Here is a 23,726-nt window from a genome sequence, read left to right as displayed (position 1 = left end):
CGGTGCGGCGAGTGGGGGCACATCCCACGCCCTTGAGGCAGTGGGGGAGCGTGCCGGGCGTCGCGACGCCGCGGGGATCCATCAGGCACCCCCTCGGTGGTGCTCGCGCAGGGCGGACCGCAGCTGGAGCCACCACACGGCCGAGCCGCAGGCGGCCGCGGCGGCGACGCCCCAGGCCGAGCCGACCGTGCCGGCCACGACCGCACCGCCGATCCCGCCGACGACGTAGCAGGCGGAGGCGAACATCTGGCAGCGCAGGCTGCGCCGGGCCGCGGCGAGCGCGCGGAGCCCGGCCGCCGCGCCGGTGCCCAGGCCGGCGCCCGCGACGCCGAGCGTGACCGGCACGATGATCTCCGAGGCGGCGGGCCAGACGTCACCGAGGACGAGCTCGCCGAGCCGGTCCGGCACCAGCAGCAGCGCCGCGCCCCACAGCAGCGCGCCGACGGCCTGTCCGCCGCCGAGGAGGAGGCAGAACTTCCCGAGCCGCCGCGGGGCCTGCCGCAGCACCCGCGCCGCCTCGGCGACGGTGACCAGCGACAGTCCCATCAGCACGGCGAGGAACGGGCCGAGCAGCAGCTCGGCGCCCCGGATCACCCCCACCGCGCCGACCCCGACGATCGCGCCGAGCCCGTACGCCCGCAACTGGCTCGAGCCGCTGACACCGACGTTCTCGACCAGGTACCGGTAGCCGAGGTCGTGGTGGTCGCGGTGCCACTCGCGCGCCCCGGCCGGCCGGGGCCGGATGCCGGACTGGAAGCAGCCGTACGCCGCGGCCACCGCTGCGGAACCGCCCCAGGCGAGCAGGAAGGCGGTCACGGTGCCCACGTGGGCCGCCACCACCATGGCCGGGACGAGCGCGACGCCCCACACGACGTCGTTGACGAACGCCTTCCGGCCGGTGCCGGCGGCGAAGAACGCGTACCGCCAGGCGTCCTGCAGCAGCAGACCCGGCAGCACGACGCCGAGACCGGCGAACGCGGCCCCCACCTGGCCGCCGATGACCGGCCCGGCGACCAGACACGCCGTGCCGATACCGGCACCGACCAGGAGCGCGGTACCCGACGACCGGGCCACCGCCCGGCGCCAGGACGCCTCCGGCACGCCGCTGAAGCGCACCACGAGCGGGTCGGTGGCCAGCCCGCGGGAGACGTTGAGCACCACGCCGTAGGTCACCCAGGCCAGGCTGAACACGCCGAACGCGGTCAGCCCCAGCGAGCGTGCCACGTAGATGCCCACCGCGAAGTTGGACAGGCTGGAGGCCGCCTGGTCGGCCAGTCCCCAGGACAGCCGCCCGGCTACGGCCCGCCGGGCGGACCGGGTCGGGGTCGTCGTCTCTTTCCCGGTGGACATCGGCGTCACGCCTTGAGCAGCCCGGCGCCGTGCAGGGCGTCGGCCGCGACGGCGACGGTGTCGAACGGCAGCCCGGACCGCTCGGCGACGTCCAGCAGACTGTGCTCGCCGTCGGAGAGGTTGAGCACCCAGAGCATGGCCATCTGCGCCTGCTTCGCGTCGCTGCGACCACCGAGCGAGTCGTACAACCCCCGCCGCCCGAGCTGCGGTTCGCCGTAGGGACTGAGGTTGAGGTACCGCCGGTTGCGGTCCAGGACGCCGAACGCCTCGCGGCAGACGGCGAGCGTGTCCGCCATCGCCCGAGGAGAGACGAAGTCCAGGTTGTCCGCCGAGGTGTGGTACTCCGGGTAGCCGGCGTACGGGGTCCGGGTGAGCGAGCCCACGCCGAGGTCGAACCCGGGCGAGCAGAACTGCCGCTCGTCGTAGCCGTACGGAGTGAACTCGACGACGCGGTACGGCCGTTCGGAGGCGGCCAGGACGTGCCGCAGCACCCGGTCGATCTCCGCGTCGCCGCGCCTGCTCCGCTTGTACGTCAATGGCCCCGGGTCGCCGGCGCAGGCCAGCACCAGGCCGTGCTTGACCCGTTCCACCCGTTCCGCGTTGAGGGCCAGCCAGGTGATCGCCCCGATGGTGCCGGGCGCGAACAGGAACCGGTAGGTGTAGTACGGCTTCCGCTCCGCCAGCGTCCGGGCCAGGAACGTCGCCACCGCGATGCCGGCCAGGTTGTCGTTGGCCAGCGACGGGTGGCAGACGTGACAGGAGACGATCACCTCGTCGGCGACCTGACCGGGGACCACGTGTTCGGCGTAGGTGAGGTGGCCGTCGGCGAGCGTGGAGTCGATCCGCACCTCGTACTCGCCGTCCGGCAGCGCGTCCAGGGTCTCCTGGGCCAGGCAGAACCCCCACTCCGGCCGGTAGTAGCTGGTGCGGTACGGCACCCAGGACGGGTGGTCCGGCAGGGTGTGCAGATGCGGGCGCAGCTCGGTCAGCGGCATGGTCGCCGACACCGGCACGCTGTAGCCGAGCACGTGCAGGCTGGACGCGGCGAAGTCGACGACCCGCCTGCCGGCGGCGTCGGCGACGTACGCGTCCCGGATGTTCCACTCCTGCGGCACCGTCCAGTCGAGCACCTGCGTCCCGGTCGGCACCTCGTGCACATGCAGCGGGACGTACTCGCCGACGATCTCCAGGGTGGCGCGCACACCGTCGCCGGTGATGCTCCGGCAGAGCGGGTACAACCGCTCCACCAGTTCGTACATCTCCTCGCCGGCACCTTCTTCTCCATGCTTGGTCACCGGCGCCACCGCAGGGTGTCGTCGACGGTGCCGGCGTCGGACGCCGCGCGCAGCACGGCGAGGCGGGTGAAGCGCCGCTCGAAGTCCTCCCGGGTCAGCCCGTGCTTCCGGTAGGCGTCGGCGAGTTCGAGCGCGCCCCGCTTCACCGTCCACTCGCAGTCGAAGCCGGGTATCGCGGCGCGGAACCGGGAGAAGTCCACCCGGTACGACCGCGGATCGGCGCCGGTCTCCCCGGTGATCACCACCTTCGAGCCGGGTACCGCCTCGGCGACCTGCTCGGCGATCTCGGCGACCGTGACGTTGTTGACCTCGCTGCCGATGTTGAACGCCCGGTCGTGCACCGCTTCCCGCGGCGCGGTCAGCGCCGCCGTGAAGGCCCGTGCGATGTCGGCGGCGTGCACCAGCGGGCGCCAGGGGGTGCCGTCGGAGAGGACGAGGACCTCGCCGGACAAAAGGGCGTGACCCACCAGGTTGTTCAGCACGATGTCGGCGCGCAGCCGGGGCGAGTACCCGAAGGCGGTGGCGTTGCGCATGTACACCGGGCTGAAGTCGCCGTCACAGAGCGCGTGCAGGTCGTCCTCGACCCGCACCTTGGACTCCGCGTACGGCGTCACCGGGCGCAGCGGGGCGTCCTCGGTCACCAGCTCGCCGCCGCCGGCGGCGCCGTAGACCGAGCAGGTCGACGCGTACAGGAAACGCTGCACCCCGGCGTCGCGGGCCAGCCTGGCCAGGCGTACGGAGGCGTGGTGGTTGATGTCGTAGGTGAGCTCCGGCGCCAGCGATCCCAGCGGGTCGTTGGACAGGGCGGCCAGGTGGATCACGGCGTCCACCCCGGCCAGGTGCTCGGCCGTGACGTCGCGCAGGTCCACCCGCCGGCCCGGCGGGTCGGCGGGCGCCGGACCCAGCAGGCAGTCGGCGAACAGGCCGGCGTCGAGGCCGACGACCTCGTGTCCGGCGGCCGTGAGGACCGGGGCCATCACGGTGCCCAGGTAGCCCTGGTGTCCGGTGAGCAGTACGCGCAAGGTTCAATCCCCCAGGTCGAGAGTGAGTTTGGTGACGGCGAACGCCTCGGCGTAGCGCGCGTGGCATTCGATGCCGCGGATCCGGGCGAGGCCGAGGAAGGCCTCCCGGTCGTACCAGGGCCGGTGCCGCTGCGAGGGGTAGTGCTCCTGCAGCAGCCGCACCTTCTGCTCGGCGACCTCCGGTGACAGCGGCTGGTACGCCGTCATACGGCCGAGATCGCCGTCCCACTTGACGATCTCGTAGCCGAGCACGAGGTGGTCACGGAACACGGTGGTCATCAACCGCGCCAGGCCGCGGTGGTCCTGGTGCGCGTCGTCGGTGCGCGGGGCGAGGACCAGCTCCGGCTCGGTCCGCGTCCGCAGCTCCTCGACCGCGGCCTTCGCCTCCTCCCAGTGCGCCGGCATCCGGCCGTCCGGCAGCTTGAGCACGGTCAGCCGCAGGTCGGCGCCAGGACAGAAGGCGGCGAGCGCGGCCCGCTCCTCCTGCTCCCGCTCGCCGCCACCGCCGGAGAGCACCAGCGCGTCGACACGGAGACCCGGCCGCGCGAGGCACATCGAGAGCAGGGTGCCGCCGGCGCCGATGGCGATGTCGTCGCAGTGCGCGCCCACCGCGACGATCCGGTCCAGGCGCCCGGCGCCGAGCCGGATCACACGCCCACCCCCGCGTCGTCCCGCTCCCACACGGCCCACGGGCGGTCGCCCCGGGCGTAGGCGGCGTCGAGCGCGGCCCGCTCCTTCACGGTGTCGGTCGGCTTCCAGAAGCCGCGGTGCCGGTGCGCCACCAGCCGCCCCTGCTTGGCCAGTCCCGCGCATCCGTCGGCGACCAGGTCCCCGTCCTCCGGAATGTGGTCGAAGACCTCCTGGCGGAGCACGAAGTAGCCGCCGTTCTCCCACAGCGGCATGTCGCTCACCGCGGTGATGCCCCCCACCAGGCCGTCCTCGCCCAGCTCCACGCAGTGGAACGAGGACTGCGGCGGCACCACCATCATCGACGCACCGGCGTCGCGCCGGGCGAACCGGTCGATCATCTCCGGCAGCGGGGCGTCGGTGAGCACGTCGGCGTAGTTGGCGAGGAACATCTCGTCGCCGTCCAGGTGGTGCCGCACCCGGCGCAGCCGCTCCCCGATCGGTGACTCGATGCCGGTCTGCGCGAACGTGATCGTCCAGTCGGAGATGTCGGTGGACAGCAACTCGGTCCGCCCGCCGCGCAGCACGAAGTCGTTGGACGTCGTCTCCTCGTAGTTGAGGAAGAAGTCCTTGATGTGGTGGGCCCCGTAGCCGAGGCACAGGATGAACTCGGTGTGCCCGAAGTGCGCGTAGTAGCGCATCACGTGCCAGATCAGCGGCCGGGGGCCGACCATCGCCATCGGCTTGGGCACGTCGTCCGCGGCGCCGCTGCGCATCCGCATCCCGTAACCGCCGCAGAACAGTACGACCTTCATGCTGTGACCTTTCGGGACGCGGCCTCGACGATGCTCAGTTCCGGTATGGGGAAGACCAGCCGGCCGCCCCACTCGTGCACGAAGGACAGCTGCTCGACCAGCTCGGCCCGCAGGTTCCACGGCAGGACGAGGACGTAGTCCGGCCGGTCGGCGGCGATCCGCTCGGGAGCCAGGACCGGGATGCGGGTGCCCGGGGTGAACCTTCCGTGCTTGTAGGGGTTGCGGTCGACCGTGTACGGGAGCAGGTCGGGCCGGATGCCGCAGTGGTTGAGCAGGGTGTTGCCCTTCCCCGGGGCGCCGTAGCCGACGACCGTCTCGCCGCGCTCGGCCGCCTCGATGAGGAACCGCAGCAGGTCCCGGCGCACCTTGGCCACCCGGGCGGAGAACTCGGCGTACCCGGTCAGCTCCTGGAGTCCGGCGGCCTTCTCCCGGTCCAGCACGTCGGCCACCCGGCCGCTCGGCTCGCCGGCCGCCTCGGCGGGCCGGGCCCACAGCCGGATGGAGCCGCCGTGCGTGGGCAGCAACTCGACGTCCACCAGCGTGAGTCCGCCGCTCGCCAGTGCCCGGGCCGCGGACGCGACCGTGTAGTACTGGAAGTGCTCGTGGTAGATCGTGTCGTACTGGTTCTCCTCGATCAGGGTCAGCAGGTGCTGCACCTCGACGGAGACCCAGCCGTCGTCGGCGACCAGGGCGCGCAGGCCCTGGGTGAACCCGACCACGTCGGGGATGTGCGCGTACACGTTGTTGGCCACGACCAGGTCCGCCGGGCCGTGCTCGGCGCGGACGGCCGAACCGGTGTCCGGGCTCAGGAACTCCGTGAGCGTGGGCACACCCGCCTCGCGTGCCGCGGCACCGACGTTCACCGACGGCTCGATGCCCAGGCAGCGGATGCCGCGGTCCACCACATGTCTCAGCAGGTACCCGTCGTTGCTCGCGACCTCGACCACGAAGGCGTCGGGGCCGAGCCCCACCCGCGCCGCGGCGTCCGCGACGAACGTCCGCGCGTGCTCCACCCAGGAGGTGGAGTAGGAGGAGAAGTACGCGTACTCCTTGAACGTCTCCTCCGGTGTGATCAGCGGAGGGATCTGCGCCAGCCAGCAGTCGGTGCAGACCCGCAGGTGCAGCGGGTACGCGGGCTCCGGCCGGTCCAGTTGGTCCGCGGCGAGAAAGCTCTCACACGGTGGCGTCGCCCCGAGGTCGACGACGCTCGCCATCGCTTCCGAGCCGCAGAGTCGGCATCGTGTCATCTGCTGTCCCCATCCCCCCTGCCCGCGCGGGTGTCCCCGCCGCGAGCCAGTGCCGACCGCCCCGCGATCGCGGTGCGGTATCCCTCCACCAGGCGCTCCAGGCCGACGGCCGGGCTGAAACCCTGCTCGTACCGGCGCCGGGCCGCCCGGCCCATCTCCCGGTTGCGGCCGGGGTCGGCCGCGATCCGGCGTATGCGGGACGCGAGCGAGGCGGCCTCGCCCGGCCGGTGCAGCAGCCCGGTCACCCCGTCCTCGACGAGTTCGGTGAAGGCGCCGTGACCGGCGGCGACGACCGGGACTCCGGCCGCCATCGCCTCCACGACCACCAGGCCGAACGCCTCCAGCCACGTCGAGGGAGCCACCACGGCCACCGATCGTGCGACGGCCCGCCGGCATTCCTCGGTGTCGTACAGGCCGACGTACCGCACGTCGTCCCGGCCCGCCGCCCAGGCGGTCACCTCCGGCTCCAGCGGCCCCGTGCCGGCGATCACGAGCGGTACGCCCGCACCACCGCCGGCGGCGATCTCGTCCCACGCGGTCATGAGCAGCCGTACGCCCTTGGCCTCGGCGAGCCGGCCGAGGTAGAGCAGATGCTCCCCCGCGCCCGAGCGGCGGGCGTCCGGGTCGGGCACGAAGTTGTGCTTCACCACCAGCCGCCCGGCCGGCATGCCGGCCCGCACCAGGACGTCGCGCTGCGCCGCGGAGATGCAGAAGAACCGCTCCACACCGGACCACCACCGCCGCCGGTTGGCCGACAGGCTGACCGCGAGCGGCACCGTCGCCGGCCGGGAGTTCCGGTAGCAGCCGTGCCGGACGGCGGGCAGCGGCGTCGACCCGACGCACTCGGTGCACGGCCGGCCGTCCCGCTGCAGCGTGCCGGGCGCGCAGACCTGGGTGTAGTTGTGCAGCGTGGCGACGGCCGGCACACCCGCGTCGGCGCAGGCGGCCAGCACCGCCGGCGACAGCAGCGGGAAGACGTTGTGGACGTGCACCACGTCCGGCCGTTCGGCGCGCAGCCGGGCGGCGAGCTCCCTGCGGACCGCCGGGTTCCACGGCACGAGCAGCGGCACCGCGGCCTTGCGCGGCAGGGACATGGCGGCGATGTCGTCGCTGCGCCGCTCGAACACCTCGACCCGGTGGCCGGCCCCGCGCAGCAGCGCCACCTCCTGGTCGACGACCTTGTTCTCCCCGCTCGGCTGTGCCGAGGCGTAACGGTTGTGCACCACGAGGACGTGCATGCTCAGCTCACCTCCGATCTCTGGGCCCATCGCGGAACGCGTCGTCGGGGGACGTCGGGTGCCGGGAGGGGGGTGGCCGGGGCGGGTGCCGCCAGGAGCGAGGCGGCCACGGCCAGGTGCAGCAGGTACGGCGAGGCGTCGCCCAGCCCGGCCTCGGTGTACGACGCGATCGCGCAGTAGCCGATCAGGAAGATCGCGCAGGCCCTCGACAGCGACGGCGGCCGCAGCAGCGCGACACCGCCCAGCACGACGACGAACGCCGCCACCAGGACGACACCGGTCACGCCCTGCTCGTGGTAGACGGCCAGCCAGCTGTTGTCGATCGGCAGCCCGCCGAACGACTTGTCGCCCAGGCCCGCGCCGAGCAGGTACTCCGAGGTCGTCCGGTCCTCCGCCAGCAGGGCGTTCCAGACCTTGGCCCGGCCGGTGAGGCTGGTGAAGTTCTCCTGGCTCTGCCCGCGCAGGAACCACGCCTGCAGCGCGGAGCCGAACACCACCGCGGCGACGGCGGCGCACAGTACCGTCCAGGTGAAGAACCGGCGGGCGGCGGCGCTGGTCAGGACGAGCGAGCCGATCGCCAGCGTCAGCCCGACGAGCAGGCCGACCGTGGCCGTCCGGGTATGGGTCAGCGCGAGCAGGACGAGTGACGGCACGACGACCACCGCCGCGCCGGCCCGGTCGGTCCGGCGGCCCAGCAGGAGCAGCACGGTGAGCCCGATGATCACCGCGGCGTACTGTCCGATCTGCGGCGGGGTGAGCGGCCACAACGCGCCGACCAGCCGCCCGCCGTAGAGGTCGGGCATGGCGGCGCCCGGTGAGACGGCCAGGCCGGCGGCCACCGACCCGAGGACCACGAAGTACATCCGGATGTGGTGCCGTACGAACGTCGTGCCGCCGTCCCACCAGCGGCTGAGCAGCCACAGCGTGGCGACGAAGAGAGCCAGCCGGGCGCAGCGGAACAGCGCGCCGAACCCGGACTCCGGGTCCGCGCTGGAGATCACGCTCGGCACCAGCAGCAGGGTGAGCAGGAACAGGTAGGCGCTCGGCCGGACGCGCAGCCGGAGATTGACCGCGAGCGCCAGCGTGAACGCGACGGCCAGCGCGCCCATGGTGACCATCTGGATGAGGGAGCGGGGCAGCGGGACGATGGTCTTCGCCCCGGCGGAGCCGAGCGTGTTGAGGACCAGCAGTCCCCAGGCCGTCCCGACGAGCTTCGGCGTGTGGTCCGTACCCATCTCAGCCACCGCCCTGCGCGCGGAAGGTGCTGCCCGCGTCCTGCTGGTACGTGCCCTGCCACTGCACGGCGTCGAGCACCCGGCTCGGGTCGTGGGCGGTGAACTTCCACGGTCCGACGTAGGTGTTGTCGCGCCAGCGGTTGTGCTGCTCGCGGGTGATCGCCTCGGACACCCGCTCGCCCTGGTACGGAGACCAGTCCGGGTAGGTGCCGTAGTTGGCCAGCACCGCCATCCGGTCGCACATCGCCGTGCAGTCGACGACGGACTTGTCCAGCACGAAGCGGTTGTCGTGGATGTCCACCCGCTGGGTCCTCCACCGGCAGTCGGCGTAGAGCGGTGCGGTGGCGATCGCCGGCTGTGCGCAGCGGTCCTTGTCCTTCACCAGCAGCGTGCAGTCACCGGACGAGGTGTTGGCGGGGCTGTTGCAGAACCGGTCGGCGTTCTCCCACAGGGTGATCCCGGACCAGTTGTCCTCCAGCACGTTCCGGTGGATCTCGATCCTGTCGGTGCGGGCCCGGACCCGTGGTTCGCCGCCGGACTCGGAGATGTAGACGGTCGCGAACGGGAAGGTGTCGCCGCGGTCGGCGTACCTGCGGCCCTCGACCCAGTTGTTCCGCCGGATCGTGTTGTCCCGGACGACCGCGTTGTAGCTGGTCTCGTAGATCAGCGCGGCACCGTCGTTCTCCTCCAGCACGTTGCCCTCGATGCGGAAGTCGTTGTTGTTGGTGTCCGCCCACAACCCGGTCCCGCGGTTGTCGTGCACCCAGTTGCCGCGTACGTCGGCGCCGTCGACGGCCCAGAACTTGACGCCTCCGGTGCAGCCGCAGCCCGGCCGCCGCCGCTCCCAGTCACCGGTGTTGTTGCCCGTGATCTCGTTGCCCTCGACCACCAGGTCGCTGATGGCGTCACCGGCCTTGTACGCGTTCATGCCGTACTGGCCGTTGTCGCGCAGGCAGTTGGCGCGTACCTGCTGGCGGGCACCGGCCATCAGCCCGGCGCCGGAGTTGTCCTGGATCGTCGAGTGCTCGATCACCCACCCGTCGGCCGAGTCGTGGTTGACCACGCCCTCGTCGTGCGGCGCGACGAACCCCTGCACGGTCAGGTGGCGGACGGTGACGTCGTCGGCGGTGCCGCCGAACGCGTACTGGTTGGTCTTACGGCCGTCGAGCACGGCGCCCGGCGCGCCGAGGTAGGTGTTCCCCTCCTTGGGGACGACCTGGGCGTAGCGGTCGGGGTCGAGCCGGTGCTTGCCCGGCCGGAGCCAGAACGTGGTGTGCGGGGGACTGCTCCTGGTCTTCGCGGCCAGGTCACCGGCGACCGCGGGGTCGACCGTCACCGCGCCCGCCGGTGCCTTCGCCGGCCCGACGGCGGGCTTGTCGCACACCCGGGCCACGGAGGCGGACGGCGTGGCGGTCGGCTTCGGCCGCGCGTCCGGCGTGCCGCTGTCACAGCCGGTCACCGCCGCCAGCAGGACCAGCGTCAGCGGTGCCGCCGGTAACGCCCGGTGCCGCCACTTCGTCCCCACGGATCAGGCCCCCTGACCGCGGAACCCGAGGACGGTGGTGAAATCCTCCGTGCCGTCGGTGGTGCCGGTGCCGACCAGCGTGGTGGCGGGTTCCTTGCGTCCGAAGCCGGCGGAGTACCAGCCCAGCGGCGGTTCCGTCTCGCCGCGGTGCGCCCGCCAGGAGAGCTGTCCGGGCAGGTCGAGCACCGCGGAGCGGTCCTCGCCGTCCCGGGTCCAGGTGAGCACGGCCCGGTTCCCCACCAGGTCCGCGGTGATCTCCGGGCCGAGGTGGAACGCCAGGCGCAGGGCCCGGTGCGGGCCGCGCACCTCGTCGACCACTCTCAACTCCTGTGTGACGGACGTCAGTTCCACTCGTCGGCGGTGTACGGAGCCCTGGTAGCCGTCGTGTTCGGCGCACCAGCGGGACACGCCCTCGCCGGACGTGTCCACGGCCAGGACGCGGCTGCGGGCGTGCCGGGTCCACAGGAACGGGCCGCCGGAGACGGACTGGTCACCGCCGTCCAGCTCCAGGGTGTTGTGGCCGAGGGTCGACCGGAAGTACCGCCGCCACTCGGGCTGCCCGTGGTAGCAGTACGTCCCCGGGTCGGCGAGCACGTCGACCCCGTCGTGCCGGACCTCCACGGACAGCGCGTCCGCGTGGGCGTGCGCGGCGATGGACAGGAAGCCGTGCGGACCACCGTCGCAGCGGCACCAGATCCCCTCCGGACCGCGCAGAACGGTCGTCCCCGCGTCGGCGAAGTGGGCAGGCCGGCTCGCCGGGCGGGAGACGGCCGACGCGGTGGGCCGGACGAGCGCGGCCAGCAGCGGGGTGCGCACATCGGTGCCGGTCACCTCCGGCCACCAGTCGAGAGACCCGAACACGGCCTCGCCGGTGGCCAGCAGCGAGCCCCAGCGGTCGGTGCCCGCGCCGTCCACGACCAGACCGTGCCCGTCGTCCGCGTCCCCCTGGCGCGGCGGCCGCAACCGGTCGTCCACGACGGCCGCGAGCGCGTCGGTCATCCGCAGCAGCACCAGCCGGACCGTCGCGGGCACCGGCACACCGGCGGCGTCCGCCTCCGCCACCGCGGCCAGGCCGAGCTCCAGCACCAGCCCGTGGTACTCGGTGGCCAGCTCCCGGTTGAGGCCGGAGAGGAACGTGTTGCCGCGCAGGTGCCGGTCCAGCGACCGCAGCGCGTCGGCCCGCCAGCGCGCCGAGTCGGGGAACCAGCCGAACGCGCAGGCCGCGGCGAACTGCCCGGCGGACTCGGCGATGACGTGGTTGTTCGCCGAGGAGCCCCGGCTGGGGAAGGCGGCCAGCCAGCGCTGGTGGTGCCAGATCTGGTTCAGCGCCACCGGGCTGCCCTCGAACAGGGCGGCCGCGCCCGGCCAGCCGTCGAGCAGCCGGCGGACCCACACCCAGGACAGCAGCCGGATCCCCAGCTCGATGCCGCTGACCCAGTGCACCCCGCGCAGCGGCGGGTTGGCCGCCCACCACGACCGCAGGTGCTCGGCCACCCGCTCGGCGTACCGCTCGTCCCCGGTGACCGCGTAGGCGGCGGCGAGCCGGGTGAGGTACTGGTGCCGGGACAGCTCCCAGATCTGCTTGATGTCCCCGACCGCGTCCTCGTCGCGGTACGGCACGTCGAAGGCGTAACCCGACGGAGCCCGGCGCCCGGTCCTCGGGTCGTACGACCAGTCCGGGTCGATCAGGTCGTCGCGGTCCACCCCGAAGTACTCGGCGTGCCCGGCCATCAGCCGGTCCGCCTCGGCAACGAGACGTTTCGCGGCGTCCGGCGGCACCGCGGCGACCGTCCCCGCGGGCAGGACCGCGGTGAACCGGGCGCCGGTCACGTCCGGGCAGTCGGGCGGCGGCGCCGACCGCCACCGCCGTCTGCGCACCGTGTCGCCCATCCGGCCGCCGATCTCCCGCGGCCCCATCCGGGACAGCCGCCGCAGGTACCAGCCCGCGCCCATGCTCATCGCGACCCCGTGAGCGTCACCGGCGCGCCCCCGGCCAGAGAGGCCTGTACGGCGAGGGTGGCCGCCGTGGTGGCGACCAGCGACCGGAGCGGCACCGGCATCGGCCCGCCGGTCCGTACGGCCTTGACGAACGCGGCCAGTTCGGCGTTCTGGCCCTTGTCCCGGGCCTTGGGCAGCCGCGAACTGACCCACCGCTTACGGCCGTGGACCGAGGCACGGACGAAGTCGTCGAGCCGCAGCACCTTGCCGTCCGCGATGAGGTCCAGGGTCTCCTTGGGGAACCCGGACGATCCGGTGGTGACGTAACTGATCGTGGCGGTGGACCCGTCCGGGTAGCGCAGGACGACCTGAAGGTCCTCGTTGCCGGACGGGGCGACCGCGTACACCGAGACCGGGTCGGCCTCCAGCAGCCAGCTCGCCGTGTCGATGAAGTGCCCGCCCTCACCGGCGAACCGCGAGCCCTCGGTGCCCTGCTGGAGGTACCAGCTGCCGTGGTCGAGGCGGCCCGCGTTGACGAGGTAGCGCAGGCTCGCCGGACCGGTCCGGGTGCCGAACCGCTTCCCGGCCTCCTGCAGCAGCGGCGCGAACCGGCGGTTGAAGCCCACCTGCAGCCGGTCGTTGCCGGACTCCTCCACCGCGGCGAGCACCCCGGCCAGTTCGTCCTCGGTGAGCGCCAGCGGCTTCTCCACGAACACCGCCTTGCCGGCCAGCAGCGCCTTCCGGGTCAGTTCGGCGTGCGAGCTGTGCCGGGTGACCACGAACACCGCGTCGACGGACGTGTCGCCGAGCACGGCGTCGAGATCGGTGGTCGCCCCGGCGAAGCCGAACTTGCGCTGGGCGTTGGCCCCGGACAGCGCCGTCGTGGTGACGACCGTCGACAACTCGACGCCGTCGCGCCGCGCCAGGTGCGGCAACAGCATCGACGACGCGTAGTTGCCCGCGCCGACGAACGCGAGACGTACCGGCGTCCTCACGGCCCTCGCCGGGCTCCGCTTCACGTTCACGGAGGGCACGGCCACCACCGGGGCCTCCGCTTCGACCTCCTGTCCGGGGTACCGGAACAGCACGGCCACGGCCTTCAGTTCGCCGTCCTTCAGGCTCCGGTACGTCTCGACGGCGTCGTCGAAGTCGGCGACGTGGGAGACCAGGGGCTCCACGTCGACGCTGCCGCGGGCCATGAGATCGAGGAAGCACGCCAGGTTGCGGCGCTCGGTCCAGCGCACATAGCCGATCGGGTAGTCCCGCCCCTGGAGCTCGTACTCCGGGTCGTAGCGCCCGGGGCCGTACGAGCGGGAGAACCGGACGTCGAGCTCCTTCTCGTAGTACGCGTTCCACGGCAGGTCGAGGCGGCACTTGCCGATGTCGACGACCCGGCCGCGGTCCCGGCAGAGCCGGGCGGCCAGCTCGACGGGCTGGTTGCTGCCGCCGCCGGCGGCCAGGTACACCTGGTCCACGCCGTGACCGTCGGTGAGTTCGGCGACGGCCGTCTCCACGGCCGCGGACGCGGGATCGCCGCAGGCCGCCGCGCCCAGGCGCTCGGCGAGCTCGCAGCGCGCCGGATCGGGGTCGGCCCCGACGACCCGTACCCCCGAGGCGGCGAGGAGCTGCACCACCAGCTGCCCGATCAGTCCGAGGCCGATGACCAGCGCCACCTCGCCGAGCCGCGACTCGCCCTGGCGGACGCCCTGCAGCGCGATCGACCCGACGGTGCCGAAGGCCGCGTGCCGCGGCGCGAGACCGTCCGGCACCCGGGCGTAGAGGTTCTTCGGCACCCAGTTCAGCTCGGCGTGCAGCGCGTGCTCGTTGCCGGCGCAGGCCACCAGGTCGCCGACCTTCACGTCGTCGATCCCGGCGCCGACCTGCTCGACCACCCCGCACAGCGAATAGCCCAGCGGAGTGTAGGAGTCCAGCTTGCCCATCACCTTGCGGTAGGTGGCGGGCGCCCCGTTGGCGGCCACGCTCTGCACGACCTTCGCCACCTGGTCCGGCCGGGAACGGGCCTTGCCCACCATCGACATGCCGGCCTCGGAGACCTTCATCAGCTCGGTCCCGGTGGAGATCAGCGAGTACGTGCTCCGCACCAGCACACCGCCCGGCTTGCAGCCCGGCACCGGCACGTCGAGCAGCGCCAGCTCGCCGCTCCTGTAATTCTGCACAACCTGTTTCACCGGAAGTCCTCTTGTTCTCTACGCCGTCAAAGAAGGGGTCTGGCCGGCCTTGGAGGTCGCGCCGCGGTACCAGTACTCGAGGGTCAGCACATGCCACAGATGCTTGGAGAAGTCCCGCTGCCCGGCGGCGTCCTCGGCGACGAGCCGCTGAAGCGCGTCGCGGCGCAGGATCCCGGAACGGACGAGCTCGCCGTCGTCGACCACCTCGCGCACCAGCGGTGCCAGATCCCGGCTCATCCAGGCCCGCAGCGGGGCGCTGAACAGGCCCTTGGGCCGGTACACGATCTCCCGGGGCAGGATCGACGTGGCCGCCTCCTTGAGGACGGCCTTGCCCTGCCGCCCGACGATCTTGCGGTCGCCGGGGAAGGCGAACGCCGCCTTCACCACCTCGACGTCCACGTACGGCACCCGCACCTCCGTCGACGCGGCCATGCTGGAGCGGTCCGTGTACGCGAGGTTCAGGCCCGGCAGGAACATCCGCGAGTCGCCCAGGCACATGCGGTTGACGAAGTCGTCGAGGTCGTTGTCCCGATAGGTGTCCGCGTGCTCGGTCAGCACGTCGTCGACCGTCGGGGCCAGGTCCGGATCGATCAGGGCGAGCAGTTCGTCCCGGTCGTACATGGTGTAGCTGCGCCGGAACGCGGTCTCCTCCGGCAGATCGGCGAAGGAGAGGAACCGCTTCGCGAAGCGCACCGACCGGTACCCCCGGCGGGCCGTCGCGACCGGCAGCCGGTCCACCGCCGCGGACACCCCGCGCCGCAGGGGCCGCGGGACGCGCTGGTAGCGCAGCGCGATCAGGTTGGCCAGGTGCTTGCGGTACCCGGCGAACAGCTCGTCGGCGCCCATCCCCGACAGCATCACCTTGACCCCGGCCTCCCGGGCGGCCGAGCAGATCAGGAAGGTGTTGATGGCGGCGGGGTCGCCGATCGGCTCGTCCAGGTGGTACGTCATCCGCGGCAGCAGGTCGAGGACGTCCGGGGCGATCTCGATCTCGTGCAGGTCGACGCCGAACCGCCCGGCCACCTGCCGGGCGTAGCGCAGGTCGTCCGGCATCGCCTCGAACCGGGCGTCCTCGGCGCGGAACCCGATCGTGTAGGCGGAGATCCCCGGCTGGTGGCGGGCGGCCAGCGCGGTCAGGTAGCTGGAGTCGAGACCGCCGGAGAGGAAGGTCGCCACGGGCACGTCGGAGAGCAGGTGCCGCCGGGTCGACTCCTCGACGATCGCGGCCAGGTCCGGCCGCTCACCGGCCAGGGCCCGCTCCCGGCCCTCGGCGGCGACGTCCCTCAGGTTCCAGAACCTGCCGCGCTCCACCCGGCCGTCGGGCCGGCACCTCAGCCAGCTCCCCGGCGGCAGCTTCTCCGCCTCGCGGAACGCGCACCGCGAGTCCGGCACCCAGTAGTACAGCAGCGAGGCCACAAGCGCCGCGGGGTCCACCTCCAGCGACCCGCCGGTCACGGCGGCGAGCGCCTTGAGTTCGGAGGCGAAGACCAGACCCGCGCCGCGCCGCAGCAGGAACAGCGGCTTGATGCCCAACTGGTCGCGGGCCAGCACCAGTTCACCGGTCCGCTCGTCGAAGATGCCGAACGCGAACATGCCGCGCAGCCGGGGCAGGCAGTCCGTGCCCCAGCGCCGCCAGGCCTCGAGCACCACCTCGGTGTCGGAGGTGCCGCGGAAGCGCACCCCGGCGGCCGTCAGCTCCGTACGCAGCTCGGGCGCGTTGTACAGCTCGCCGTTGTACGTCAGGACGAGGCCGCCCGAGACCATCGGCTGGGCGCCGGTCTCCGACAGGTCGACGATGGCCAATCGGCGGTGCCCGAGGTGCACTTTGCCGTCACCGGCGGGATGGCTGTACCGGCCCGCCCCGTCCGGGCCGCGATGGGCGAGGACATCGGTGAGCCGGTCGGCCACGGCCTTCCCGTCCGGCCACCGGTACGTGCCTGCGATGCCACACATGTCCTACCGCGCCTCCTGGTCGCTGTCCGGGACCCGTGCCGCCGGCATCGGCAGCCGTTCCGTCCCCCGCCGCTCAGTCCCGTTCCGCCGGGCCGGCCGCTCGCCGCGGTCGTGCGGCGCGGTGTGCGGCCCGTCCCACAGCGTGCCGTCGGTCCGGTCACGCGGATCGGGGTCGATCAGCACCACGCCGATCACCGTGATGCGCTGGTCCGCGAGCTGCCGCGCCACGGTGTGCAGCCATGCGGCGCTGCCGTGCCCGGCCCGTACGACGAGCACGGTCCGGGTGCCGAGGTACCGGAGGTCGGTCCACGCGGTGCCGGGCGCCACCGAGCCGACGCCGACCCGGCGCTCATCGGGTGACACGGCCGCGGCGTCCGCGCCGCCGACCACGGTGGGGTCTCCCGGCTCCGGGCGGCGCCTGGCGAGCTGCGGGCCGGGCAGACCGTCGACGACGACCACCGGACCCTCCGCCCCCAGTGCCCCGGCGAGGTCCAGGGCGATCGTGCTCGCACCGCGCGCACAGCCCAGTTCCAGCAGCGACACCGGTTCCGCGGAGCCCCGTACGGTACGGGCCAGGGAGACCGTGAGCCGTTCCCGTGCCGCCCGGATCCGTCGCCGCCGCCACGGCCCGGCCGGCCGGCCGGGCAGCTCCGCGATGACGGAGGCGCCCAGGTTCGCCGCGATCTCCCGGCGCAGCACGGGACGGTCCGCCACCGCCACGCCGACGGCGGCCAGCGCGAGGCCGAGCGCGAGCCCGAGGACGAACCCGATCCCGGCATCGGTGACGGCGGTCCTGGGCAGGGAGTGGTCCACCGCGCGCGCGGCGTCCACGATCTGCGTGCCCGCGACGAGCCGGGGCGTACTCAGCCGCGCCTCCTCGGCGCGCTGGTCGAAGTCGGTGATCCGCGAGGTGAGTTCGGCCCGGCGGGCGAAGAGCGACTCGAGGTTCGCCGACGCCTCCGGGTCGCTCTGCGGCGGTCCCTCCCCGATCTCCTCGTTGACCCGCGCGAGTTCGTCCCGCATGTCGTCGCGCCGGCCGAGCAGGGCCTTGGATTCGGCGTTCGCGGCTTCCTTGATCCGCTTCACGTGGTCCGCGACGAACGCCTCGGCCAGCGCCTCGGCACGGGCCACCGCTTCCGCGTCGCTGTCACCCGTCACGGTGATCTGCAGCAGGTTGTTGGTCAGGCCGGTGCCCTGGTAGTCCCCCATGAAGTCTTCCGGGCGTTCCGGGGAACCGAGGGACCGCAGGGCCTCGCCGGCGATCCGCGTGGTCCCCAGCAGTGCGGCATCGGTGCGGATCAGCGTTCCGGGGTCGTTCGGCTGGTCCGCCTCGTGCGCGACCAGCACCGTGGTCACCGCGGTCGGCGGCGCCGGCAGCAGGACCGCCACCACCGCCCCGGCCAGCAGCCCCAGCAGCGCCATGGAACACCACAGGCGGCGGCGCCTGCGCACCGCGACCACCAGCGCCTGCAGGTCCAGCAGCGGAGCGGCCGACGACTCCGGACTCGTACGCGTCGTCACCCTGCGCCTCCCGTCGCGTCGGCGTCGGCCGCGAGCGCCGGCGTGGCGGCGTCCCGGGGACGGCCGGCGGACCGTGTCGTACGGGCCTGCACCGGGCCGACGGTCGACGGCTCCGCATTCGTACGCGTCGTCACCCTGCGCCTCCCGTCGCGTCGGCGCCGGCCGCGAGCGCCGGCGTGGCGGCGTCCCGGGGACGGCCGGCGGACCGTGTCGTACGGGCCCGGACCGGGCCGGCGACGACGACGCCGACGATCTTGTGCCCCGCGTCCGCACACGCCTCGGCGATGCCGGTGAGCTCCTCCGCGCTCCAGTTGCCCGCGCTGAGCACGACCAGGGCACCGGACTCGTCGACGCGGTCCGGCACCATCGGCCGGGACACCGAAACCTCCGCCACCCGCAGCAGCGGATCGCCCTCGGACTCGTCGGCGAGCCGCCCGGCGGCCCGGTGGGCGACCTCGTCGCCGTCCGGGACGACGACCAGCAACCGCAGCCCGGAGCGCGGCAACCTCTCCCGGAGGCGGGCGCACACCCGCCGGTAGCGGACTCGCCGGCCGGCCTCGTCGCCGGACGTCTGCGGGGCCGGTACGTCCCACCGGACGTCGACACCGAGGAACCGGCGGATCCGGGCCCGCAGGTCACGGCCTTCCGGCGGGTGCGCGGCCCGCTCGGCGGGTACGTCGACGGTACCGAGCGGCGCCGCGCCCAGCGCCGCGACGATCTCCGGTTCGGTGCGCAGCCGCCGGCTCATCCGCGCGGCGGCGAGATGGCCGACGACCGCGAGCAGGAAGAACAGCAGCGCCCCGCCGACGACGAGCTGTATCCGCGTCGGCGGTGTCTCACCGTCCGGCCGGGCCGCCGGCCCCATGACGACCATGCTCGCCTCGCCCGCGGCCGGGTCGGCCTGCTCCAGCTCGGTGACGGCCTCCTGCAGCGCGGTGCGCAGCTTCGCGAGCTCGGTGCGGGTCTGCACGCTCTCCACGGTCCGGCCGGGATCGGCCGCGTCGGCCAGCTCGGTGATGCGGCGGCTGGTCCGCACCACCAGCTTCCGCAGTTCCTCGGGCCGCGCAGCCGCCTCGGAGTCGGTGTCGTCGCCCGCGATCCGTGCGGCGAAGGCGACGAACTGCTGGGCCACCTGGTCGGAGAGTCGCTGTGCGCGCTCCGGGGTGTCGGCCGTGCCCGAGATCCTGATGATGTTCCCGTCGGCGGCCGCGGCGCTCACCCGCTCCCGCAGCTCGCCGCCGTCGACCCCGGCCCAGCCGAGCGTGTCGGCCGCCCGGTCGACCACCACCGAACTGGTCGCGATCTCCGTCTGGGTCAGCAGCTCGCGCTCCTCCCATGCCCCCGGCAGCAGGACCGATGCCGACGTCGTGTAACGCGGCGGGAACAGCAGAGAGGTGCCGTAGCCGACGAGCGCGCCCAGCACGGCGAGGACGGCGAGGAGCCGCCACCGCCGATGGATCATCCGCCCGACCGTGGCCAGGCGTATCGTGTCATCGCTCAACGACGAGGCCTCTTCCCTGCCCGGCCCCGGGTGCCTGCCGGCACCGGAGCCCGGTCACGGCAGGCAGCGGTGTAGGCGGCGAGCAGCGACGCCTGCGAGTTCCGCCAGGAGAGCTCCCCGCCGATCCGTTCCTGGCCGATCCTGCCCATCCGGGCCCGCAGTTCCGGATCGTCCAGCAGCAGCGCGATGGACTTCGCGAACTCGGCCTCGTCGTTCGCGGGCGCGTAGACGGCGGCGTCACCGGCGGAGACCCGCGCCTCCTTCAGGTCGAACGAGACGATCGGCCGGCCCATCGCCATGTACTCCAGGACCTTGTTCATGGTCGACACGTCGTTGAGCGGATTGCGCGGGTCGGGGGAGAGGCACACGTCCGCGGTGGACAGGTAGCGCACCAGGTCGGCGTCCGGGATGCGCCCGGTGAACTGCACCTGTTCGTCGAGCCCGAGCGTCCGGGACAGCTCCACCATCGCGTCGAAGGCGTCACCGGAGCCGACGAACACCGCGTGCCAGTCGGTCCGTCCGACCTCGTCGCGCAGCTTCGCCAGGGCCCGCAAGGCGTAGTCGACGCCGTCCTGCGGGCCCATGACGCCGAGGTAGCACAGCAGATGGGGCTTGCCGCGTTTCAACTCCGGCTCGGGCGGCACCGGTCGGAACCGGTCGGTCCGGGGCGCGCTGCGCACCACGAAGACGTCCGCCGGCCGCCGGCCGCCACGCCGCACCGCGACGTCCCGGTAGCTCTCGTTCGTGGCGAGCACGATGTCCGCGGCCCGGTAGGTCATCCGTTCCAGCGCGCACACACCGCGGTAGAGCAGGTCCTTGCCGCGGCCGAACCGGGAGAGGTACAGCTCGGGCACCAGGTCGTGCTGGTCGAAGACGAACCGCGCGCCGCGCCGCTTCAGCCACAGGGCCGGCAGGAACAGCAGGTCGGGCGGGTTGCAGGCGTGGACCACGTGGACCGGGCCGACCTTCCGGGCCAGCCGGGCCGTGTGCCACAGCGCCGATCCGTACTCCCGCAGATAGCCGGCCGGTCCTCCGGTGGCCGCGCGCAACGGGTAGCGGTGGATCCGCACCCCGTCGATCACCGCCTCGGGTTCCGTGTCCCGTTTGCTCCCCTGGGGGCATATGACGTGCACCGTCCAGCCCGCGTCGCGCAGTGTCGTGCACTCCTGCCACACCCGCCGGTCGAACGGCACCGACAGGTTCTCCACCAGGATCAGCGCGCGCCGGCCGTGCCGGTCGCCGCCGGTTGTGTCGTCGAACGACGTGTCACCAAGCAAGGCCCATGTACCCCGGTTCGGTCCGGCGCGTCTCGGCGTCGGGAAGGCGGACGAGATCGACGATCACCGGACCGTCGCCGTGGGGCAGCGCCGACAGCACGGCCGGGTCCTTGGTCCCGACCAGGCACACCTCGGCGTGTTCGAGCACCTCGTCGACGGAGTCCGCGAGCAGTTGCGCGAGGTGCGGCAGCCGGGTCTCGACGTACTCGCGGTTCGCGCCGAGCAGCCGGGAGAGGCTCACGTTGGCGTCGTGGATCCTCAGGTCGTACCCCTTGCCGAAGAGCCGCTCCGCCAGCTCGACGAGCGGGCTCTCGCGGAGGTCGTCGGTGCCGGGTTTGAAGGACAGTCCGAACAGTCCCACCCGGCGCTTGCCGGTGCGCTCCACCAGTTCCACCGCGCGCTGCAGATGGTCGGCGTTGGAGGGCAGCACGTGGGAGAGGATGGGCACCGAGACGTCGGCCCGCTGCGCCGCGTGGACCAGGCTGCGCAGGTCCTTGGGCAGGCAGGAGCCCCCGAAGGCGAAGCCGGGCCGCAGGTAGGCGGGGCTGATGTTCAGCTTGCGGTCGGCGAGGAACACGTCCATCACCTGGTGCGAGTCCACCCCGAGTGCCTGGCACACCGCGCCCAGCTCGTTCGCGAAGCCGATCTTGAGGCCGTGGAACGCGTTGTCCGCGTACTTGATCGCCTCGGCCGTCGGGACCGGCACCCGGAACACCTCGCCGGGCAGGCCGTCGTACAGCGCCAGGACCGCGTCGCCGCTCGCCGGGTCGAGCTCGCCGATGACGGTCTTGGGCGGGTCGAAGAAGTCCCGCACGCTGGTGCCCTCGCGCAGGAACTCCGGGTTGACCGCGACCCCGACGTCCACCCCGGCCGTGCCGCCGACGTACTTCTCCAGGATCGGCACCAGCAGGTTCAGGCAGGTGCCCGGGAGCATGGTGCTGCGGAACACGACGGTGTGCCGCCCGCCCCGCTCGGCCAGCGCGGCGCCGATCTGCTCGGTGACCCGCTCCAGGTACGTGGTGCACAGGCTGCCGTTGGGCTCCGACGGCGTGCCCACGCAGATCAGCGATATCTCGCTGTCCATGATCGCCTCGCGGACGTCGCCGGTGGCGCGTAACGCCCCGCTCTCCACGACCTCGGCGACGAGCTCGCCGATCCGCTCCTCGACCACCGGGGCCTTGCCGTCGTTGACCAGGTCGACCTTCACCTGGTTGACGTCCACCCCGATGACCTCGTGGCCCATGCCGGCCAGGCACGCGGCCGACACACAGCCCACGTAGCCGAGCCCGAAAACGCTGACTCTCACGTTCCGTTCCTCCCCCTGGGCAGGCCCTCGCGGCCTGCGGTCCGCGCGCCGTCCGTACGACGACGCCGCCCCCCGCGCATCAGTAGGCCCCCTGCCCGTAGAGCACCGCACGCAGCGTCTTCCACAAGATCACTGTGTCCAGGGCGAGCGACCAGTCCTCCACGTACCGCAGGTCCAGCCGGACCGCCTCCTCCCACGACAGGTCGCTGCGTCCGCTGATCTGCCACAGGCCGGTGAGGCCGGGCTTGACCAGCAGCCGCCGCCGGATGTCCGGGCCGTAGGCGGCGGACTCCTCCGGTAACGGAGGCCGCGGCCCGACGAGCGACATCGATCCGGTGAGTACGTTGAACAGCTGCGGGAGTTCGTCGATCGAGTACCGGCGCAGCACCGCTCCCACCCGGGTCACCCGCGGATCCCGGTGGAGCTTGAACAGCGGTCCTGCGCCCTCGTTCAGGCCGGCCAGCTCGGCACGGGCCCGGTCGGCGCCGGCGACCATGGTGCGGAACTTGAGAATGGTGAACTCGCGGCCGTCCTTGCCGACCCTGCGCTGGCGGTAGAACGCCCCGCCCCGGCTGGTCGTCAGCACGAGCAGGGCGACGCACACCATCAGCGGCGCGAACAGCAGCAGCAGGATCGTTGCGCCCAGCCGGTCGACGACCCCTTTGACCGCCCGGCGGCCCCCGGTGAAGGCCGGCATGCTGACCCGCAGCAGCGGGATCCCGAGCACCGCGTCGATGTGCAGCCGCGGGCCGGCCACCTCCATCAGCACGGGGGCGACGACCATCTCGGCGTCGCTGCCCTCGAGGTTCCAGGCCAGCCGCTGCAGCCGGTGCGGTGACCAGTGCGGGTCCGGGGTGACCGCGACGACACGGTAGCCGTCGCGGCGGACGTGGTCGGCGACGTCCGTCAGCCGGCCGACGACCGGCACTCCGTCCACCCGGTCACCGTCGGGTGCGAGACCGTCCGTCGTGCACACCGCGTCCACCCGCCAGCCGAGGTGCGGGAACTGCCGGGTCCGGGTGATCAGGTCGTGCACGGTGGCCGGGCTCCCGGCGGCGAGCACCGGTCTCAGGCACCGGCCCTCCTTCCGCTCCCTGTGCAGCCACAGGCGCAGCAGATACCGCGCGATCATGGTGACGACCGCGATCGCGGGGATCGCGACGAAGATCCAGAGTTTGATGTTGCGCGAGGTGAGGGCGATTCCGCCGAGCGCCAGGACGACGGTCGCCATGAACAACGAGCGTCCGAGCCGGCGGAACTCCTCGGCGCCCTGGCCGAGCACGGACGGAGACCACGCCCGGCCCACCGCGAGCGCCCCCAGCACCAGCAGCCAGGTGCCGAAGGCGAGAATCCCCCATTTCTCATGCCAGTTGGCCGCGTCCCGGACCCCGAAGAAGTTGCCGATCGCCGCCACCACGAAGGCGGTGGTCACGGTGTCGCCGGTGATCACGGTAAGGCGGTACCGCTGCTCCCAGTCGGTCGCCGGTCTGCTGATCGCCCCGTTCGCCAGACGCTCGTGCGCCGACGGAAACGGGCCGACTAATTCCCCCTGCCGCACAGAACCCCCCAGGTCCCCAGTGGTTCGACGTGTTCCCCTGACACCGTTTCTCCACCCGGGAGGCCCCCGCCCCCCGCGCCGCGCCGTTCCTCCCCCACAGGAGGCCCCCGCCTCCCGCGCATGCCGTAC

General features: G+C 72.8%; 17 protein-coding genes. All 17 read right to left on the bottom strand.

The genetic code is table 11. From position 1 onward, the window contains the following. Positions 1-81 precede the first annotated feature (81 nt). The 17 genes from ACFV5H_RS08460 to ACFV5H_RS08380 all read right to left on the bottom strand — a co-directional run bounded on the left by ACFV5H_RS08460 (position 82) and on the right by ACFV5H_RS08380 (position 23,597). Positions 82-1,350, bottom strand: coding sequence for a hypothetical protein (locus ACFV5H_RS08460; RefSeq protein WP_385193581.1), 1,269 nt, complete (start codon positions 1,348-1,350; stop codon positions 82-84). A 5-nt stretch (positions 1,351-1,355) separates the two neighbouring features. Beyond that, entirely contained in the window at positions 1,356-2,609 is a 1,254-nt protein-coding gene (locus ACFV5H_RS08455) for a DUF4910 domain-containing protein (RefSeq protein WP_385193611.1), read from the bottom strand. Between the two features lie 32 nt (positions 2,610-2,641). Continuing rightward, the gene (locus tag ACFV5H_RS08450; protein ID WP_385193578.1) at positions 2,642-3,667 is read right to left on the bottom strand and encodes an NAD-dependent epimerase/dehydratase family protein; all 1,026 of its coding nucleotides are present in this window, start codon (positions 3,665-3,667) and stop codon (positions 2,642-2,644) included. Between the two features lie 3 nt (positions 3,668-3,670). Continuing rightward, positions 3,671-4,318 (bottom strand): PIG-L deacetylase family protein, encoded by a 648-nt coding sequence (locus tag ACFV5H_RS08445; protein ID WP_385193575.1) that lies wholly within the window; start codon positions 4,316-4,318, stop codon positions 3,671-3,673. Continuing rightward, positions 4,315-5,109 (bottom strand): glucose-1-phosphate cytidylyltransferase, encoded by a 795-nt coding sequence (locus tag ACFV5H_RS08440; RefSeq protein WP_385193572.1) that lies wholly within the window; start codon positions 5,107-5,109, stop codon positions 4,315-4,317. The genes ACFV5H_RS08445 and ACFV5H_RS08440 overlap by 4 nt, the downstream gene beginning before the upstream one ends. Further along, the gene (locus tag ACFV5H_RS08435; RefSeq protein ID WP_385050830.1) at positions 5,106-6,356 is read right to left on the bottom strand and encodes a methyltransferase domain-containing protein; all 1,251 of its coding nucleotides are present in this window, start codon (positions 6,354-6,356) and stop codon (positions 5,106-5,108) included. The genes ACFV5H_RS08440 and ACFV5H_RS08435 overlap by 4 nt, the downstream gene beginning before the upstream one ends. Beyond that, positions 6,353-7,594 carry a glycosyltransferase gene (locus ACFV5H_RS08430; RefSeq protein WP_385050827.1) on the bottom strand — a complete coding sequence of 414 codons (1,242 nt, stop codon included), beginning with the start codon at positions 7,592-7,594 and terminating at the stop codon, positions 6,353-6,355. The genes ACFV5H_RS08435 and ACFV5H_RS08430 overlap by 4 nt, the downstream gene beginning before the upstream one ends. Before the next feature lie 2 nt (positions 7,595-7,596). Further along, positions 7,597-8,829, bottom strand: coding sequence for an O-antigen ligase domain-containing protein (locus ACFV5H_RS08425; RefSeq protein WP_385193569.1), 1,233 nt, complete (start codon positions 8,827-8,829; stop codon positions 7,597-7,599). Between the two features lies 1 nt (position 8,830). Continuing rightward, positions 8,831-10,354, bottom strand: a complete 1,524-nt coding sequence (locus tag ACFV5H_RS08420) for a right-handed parallel beta-helix repeat-containing protein (protein WP_385193566.1) — start codon at positions 10,352-10,354, stop codon at positions 8,831-8,833. 3 nt (positions 10,355-10,357) lie between these two features. Continuing rightward, the gene (locus ACFV5H_RS08415; protein ID WP_385193563.1) at positions 10,358-12,313 is read right to left on the bottom strand and encodes an alginate lyase family protein; all 1,956 of its coding nucleotides are present in this window, start codon (positions 12,311-12,313) and stop codon (positions 10,358-10,360) included. Next, positions 12,310-14,481, bottom strand: coding sequence for a bi-domain-containing oxidoreductase (locus tag ACFV5H_RS08410; protein WP_385193560.1), 2,172 nt, complete (start codon positions 14,479-14,481; stop codon positions 12,310-12,312). The genes ACFV5H_RS08415 and ACFV5H_RS08410 overlap by 4 nt, the downstream gene beginning before the upstream one ends. A gap of 18 nt (positions 14,482-14,499) precedes the next feature. Beyond that, positions 14,500-16,434, bottom strand: a complete 1,935-nt coding sequence (gene asnB, locus ACFV5H_RS08405) for an asparagine synthase (glutamine-hydrolyzing) (protein WP_385193557.1) — start codon at positions 16,432-16,434, stop codon at positions 14,500-14,502. Between the two features lie 3 nt (positions 16,435-16,437). Continuing rightward, positions 16,438-17,955, bottom strand: coding sequence for a Wzz/FepE/Etk N-terminal domain-containing protein (locus ACFV5H_RS08400; protein ID WP_385193555.1), 1,518 nt, complete (start codon positions 17,953-17,955; stop codon positions 16,438-16,440). 130 nt (positions 17,956-18,085) lie between these two features. Then, entirely contained in the window at positions 18,086-19,456 is a 1,371-nt protein-coding gene (locus ACFV5H_RS08395; RefSeq protein ID WP_385193552.1) for a polysaccharide biosynthesis protein, read from the bottom strand. Beyond that, positions 19,453-20,733 carry a glycosyltransferase family 4 protein gene (locus ACFV5H_RS08390; protein WP_385050812.1) on the bottom strand — a complete coding sequence of 427 codons (1,281 nt, stop codon included), beginning with the start codon at positions 20,731-20,733 and terminating at the stop codon, positions 19,453-19,455. The genes ACFV5H_RS08395 and ACFV5H_RS08390 overlap by 4 nt, the downstream gene beginning before the upstream one ends. After that, positions 20,723-22,039: a nucleotide sugar dehydrogenase gene (locus ACFV5H_RS08385; RefSeq protein ID WP_385193549.1), complete on the bottom strand. Its 1,317-nt coding sequence runs from the start codon at positions 22,037-22,039 to the stop codon at positions 20,723-20,725. Before ACFV5H_RS08385 ends, ACFV5H_RS08390 begins: the two co-directional genes overlap by 11 nt. Positions 22,040-22,118: 79 nt before the next feature. Next, positions 22,119-23,597, bottom strand: a complete 1,479-nt coding sequence (locus tag ACFV5H_RS08380; protein WP_385050808.1) for a sugar transferase — start codon at positions 23,595-23,597, stop codon at positions 22,119-22,121. Positions 23,598-23,726 lie beyond the last annotated feature (129 nt).

This window comes from Streptomyces sp. NPDC059787, from assembly GCF_042732315.1.
Classification (GTDB): Bacteria; Actinomycetota; Actinomycetes; order Streptomycetales; family Streptomycetaceae; genus Streptomyces; species Streptomyces atrovirens.
Note: the sequence above shows the minus strand (reverse complement) of the source record. Positions and strands in the feature narration are given on the sequence as shown.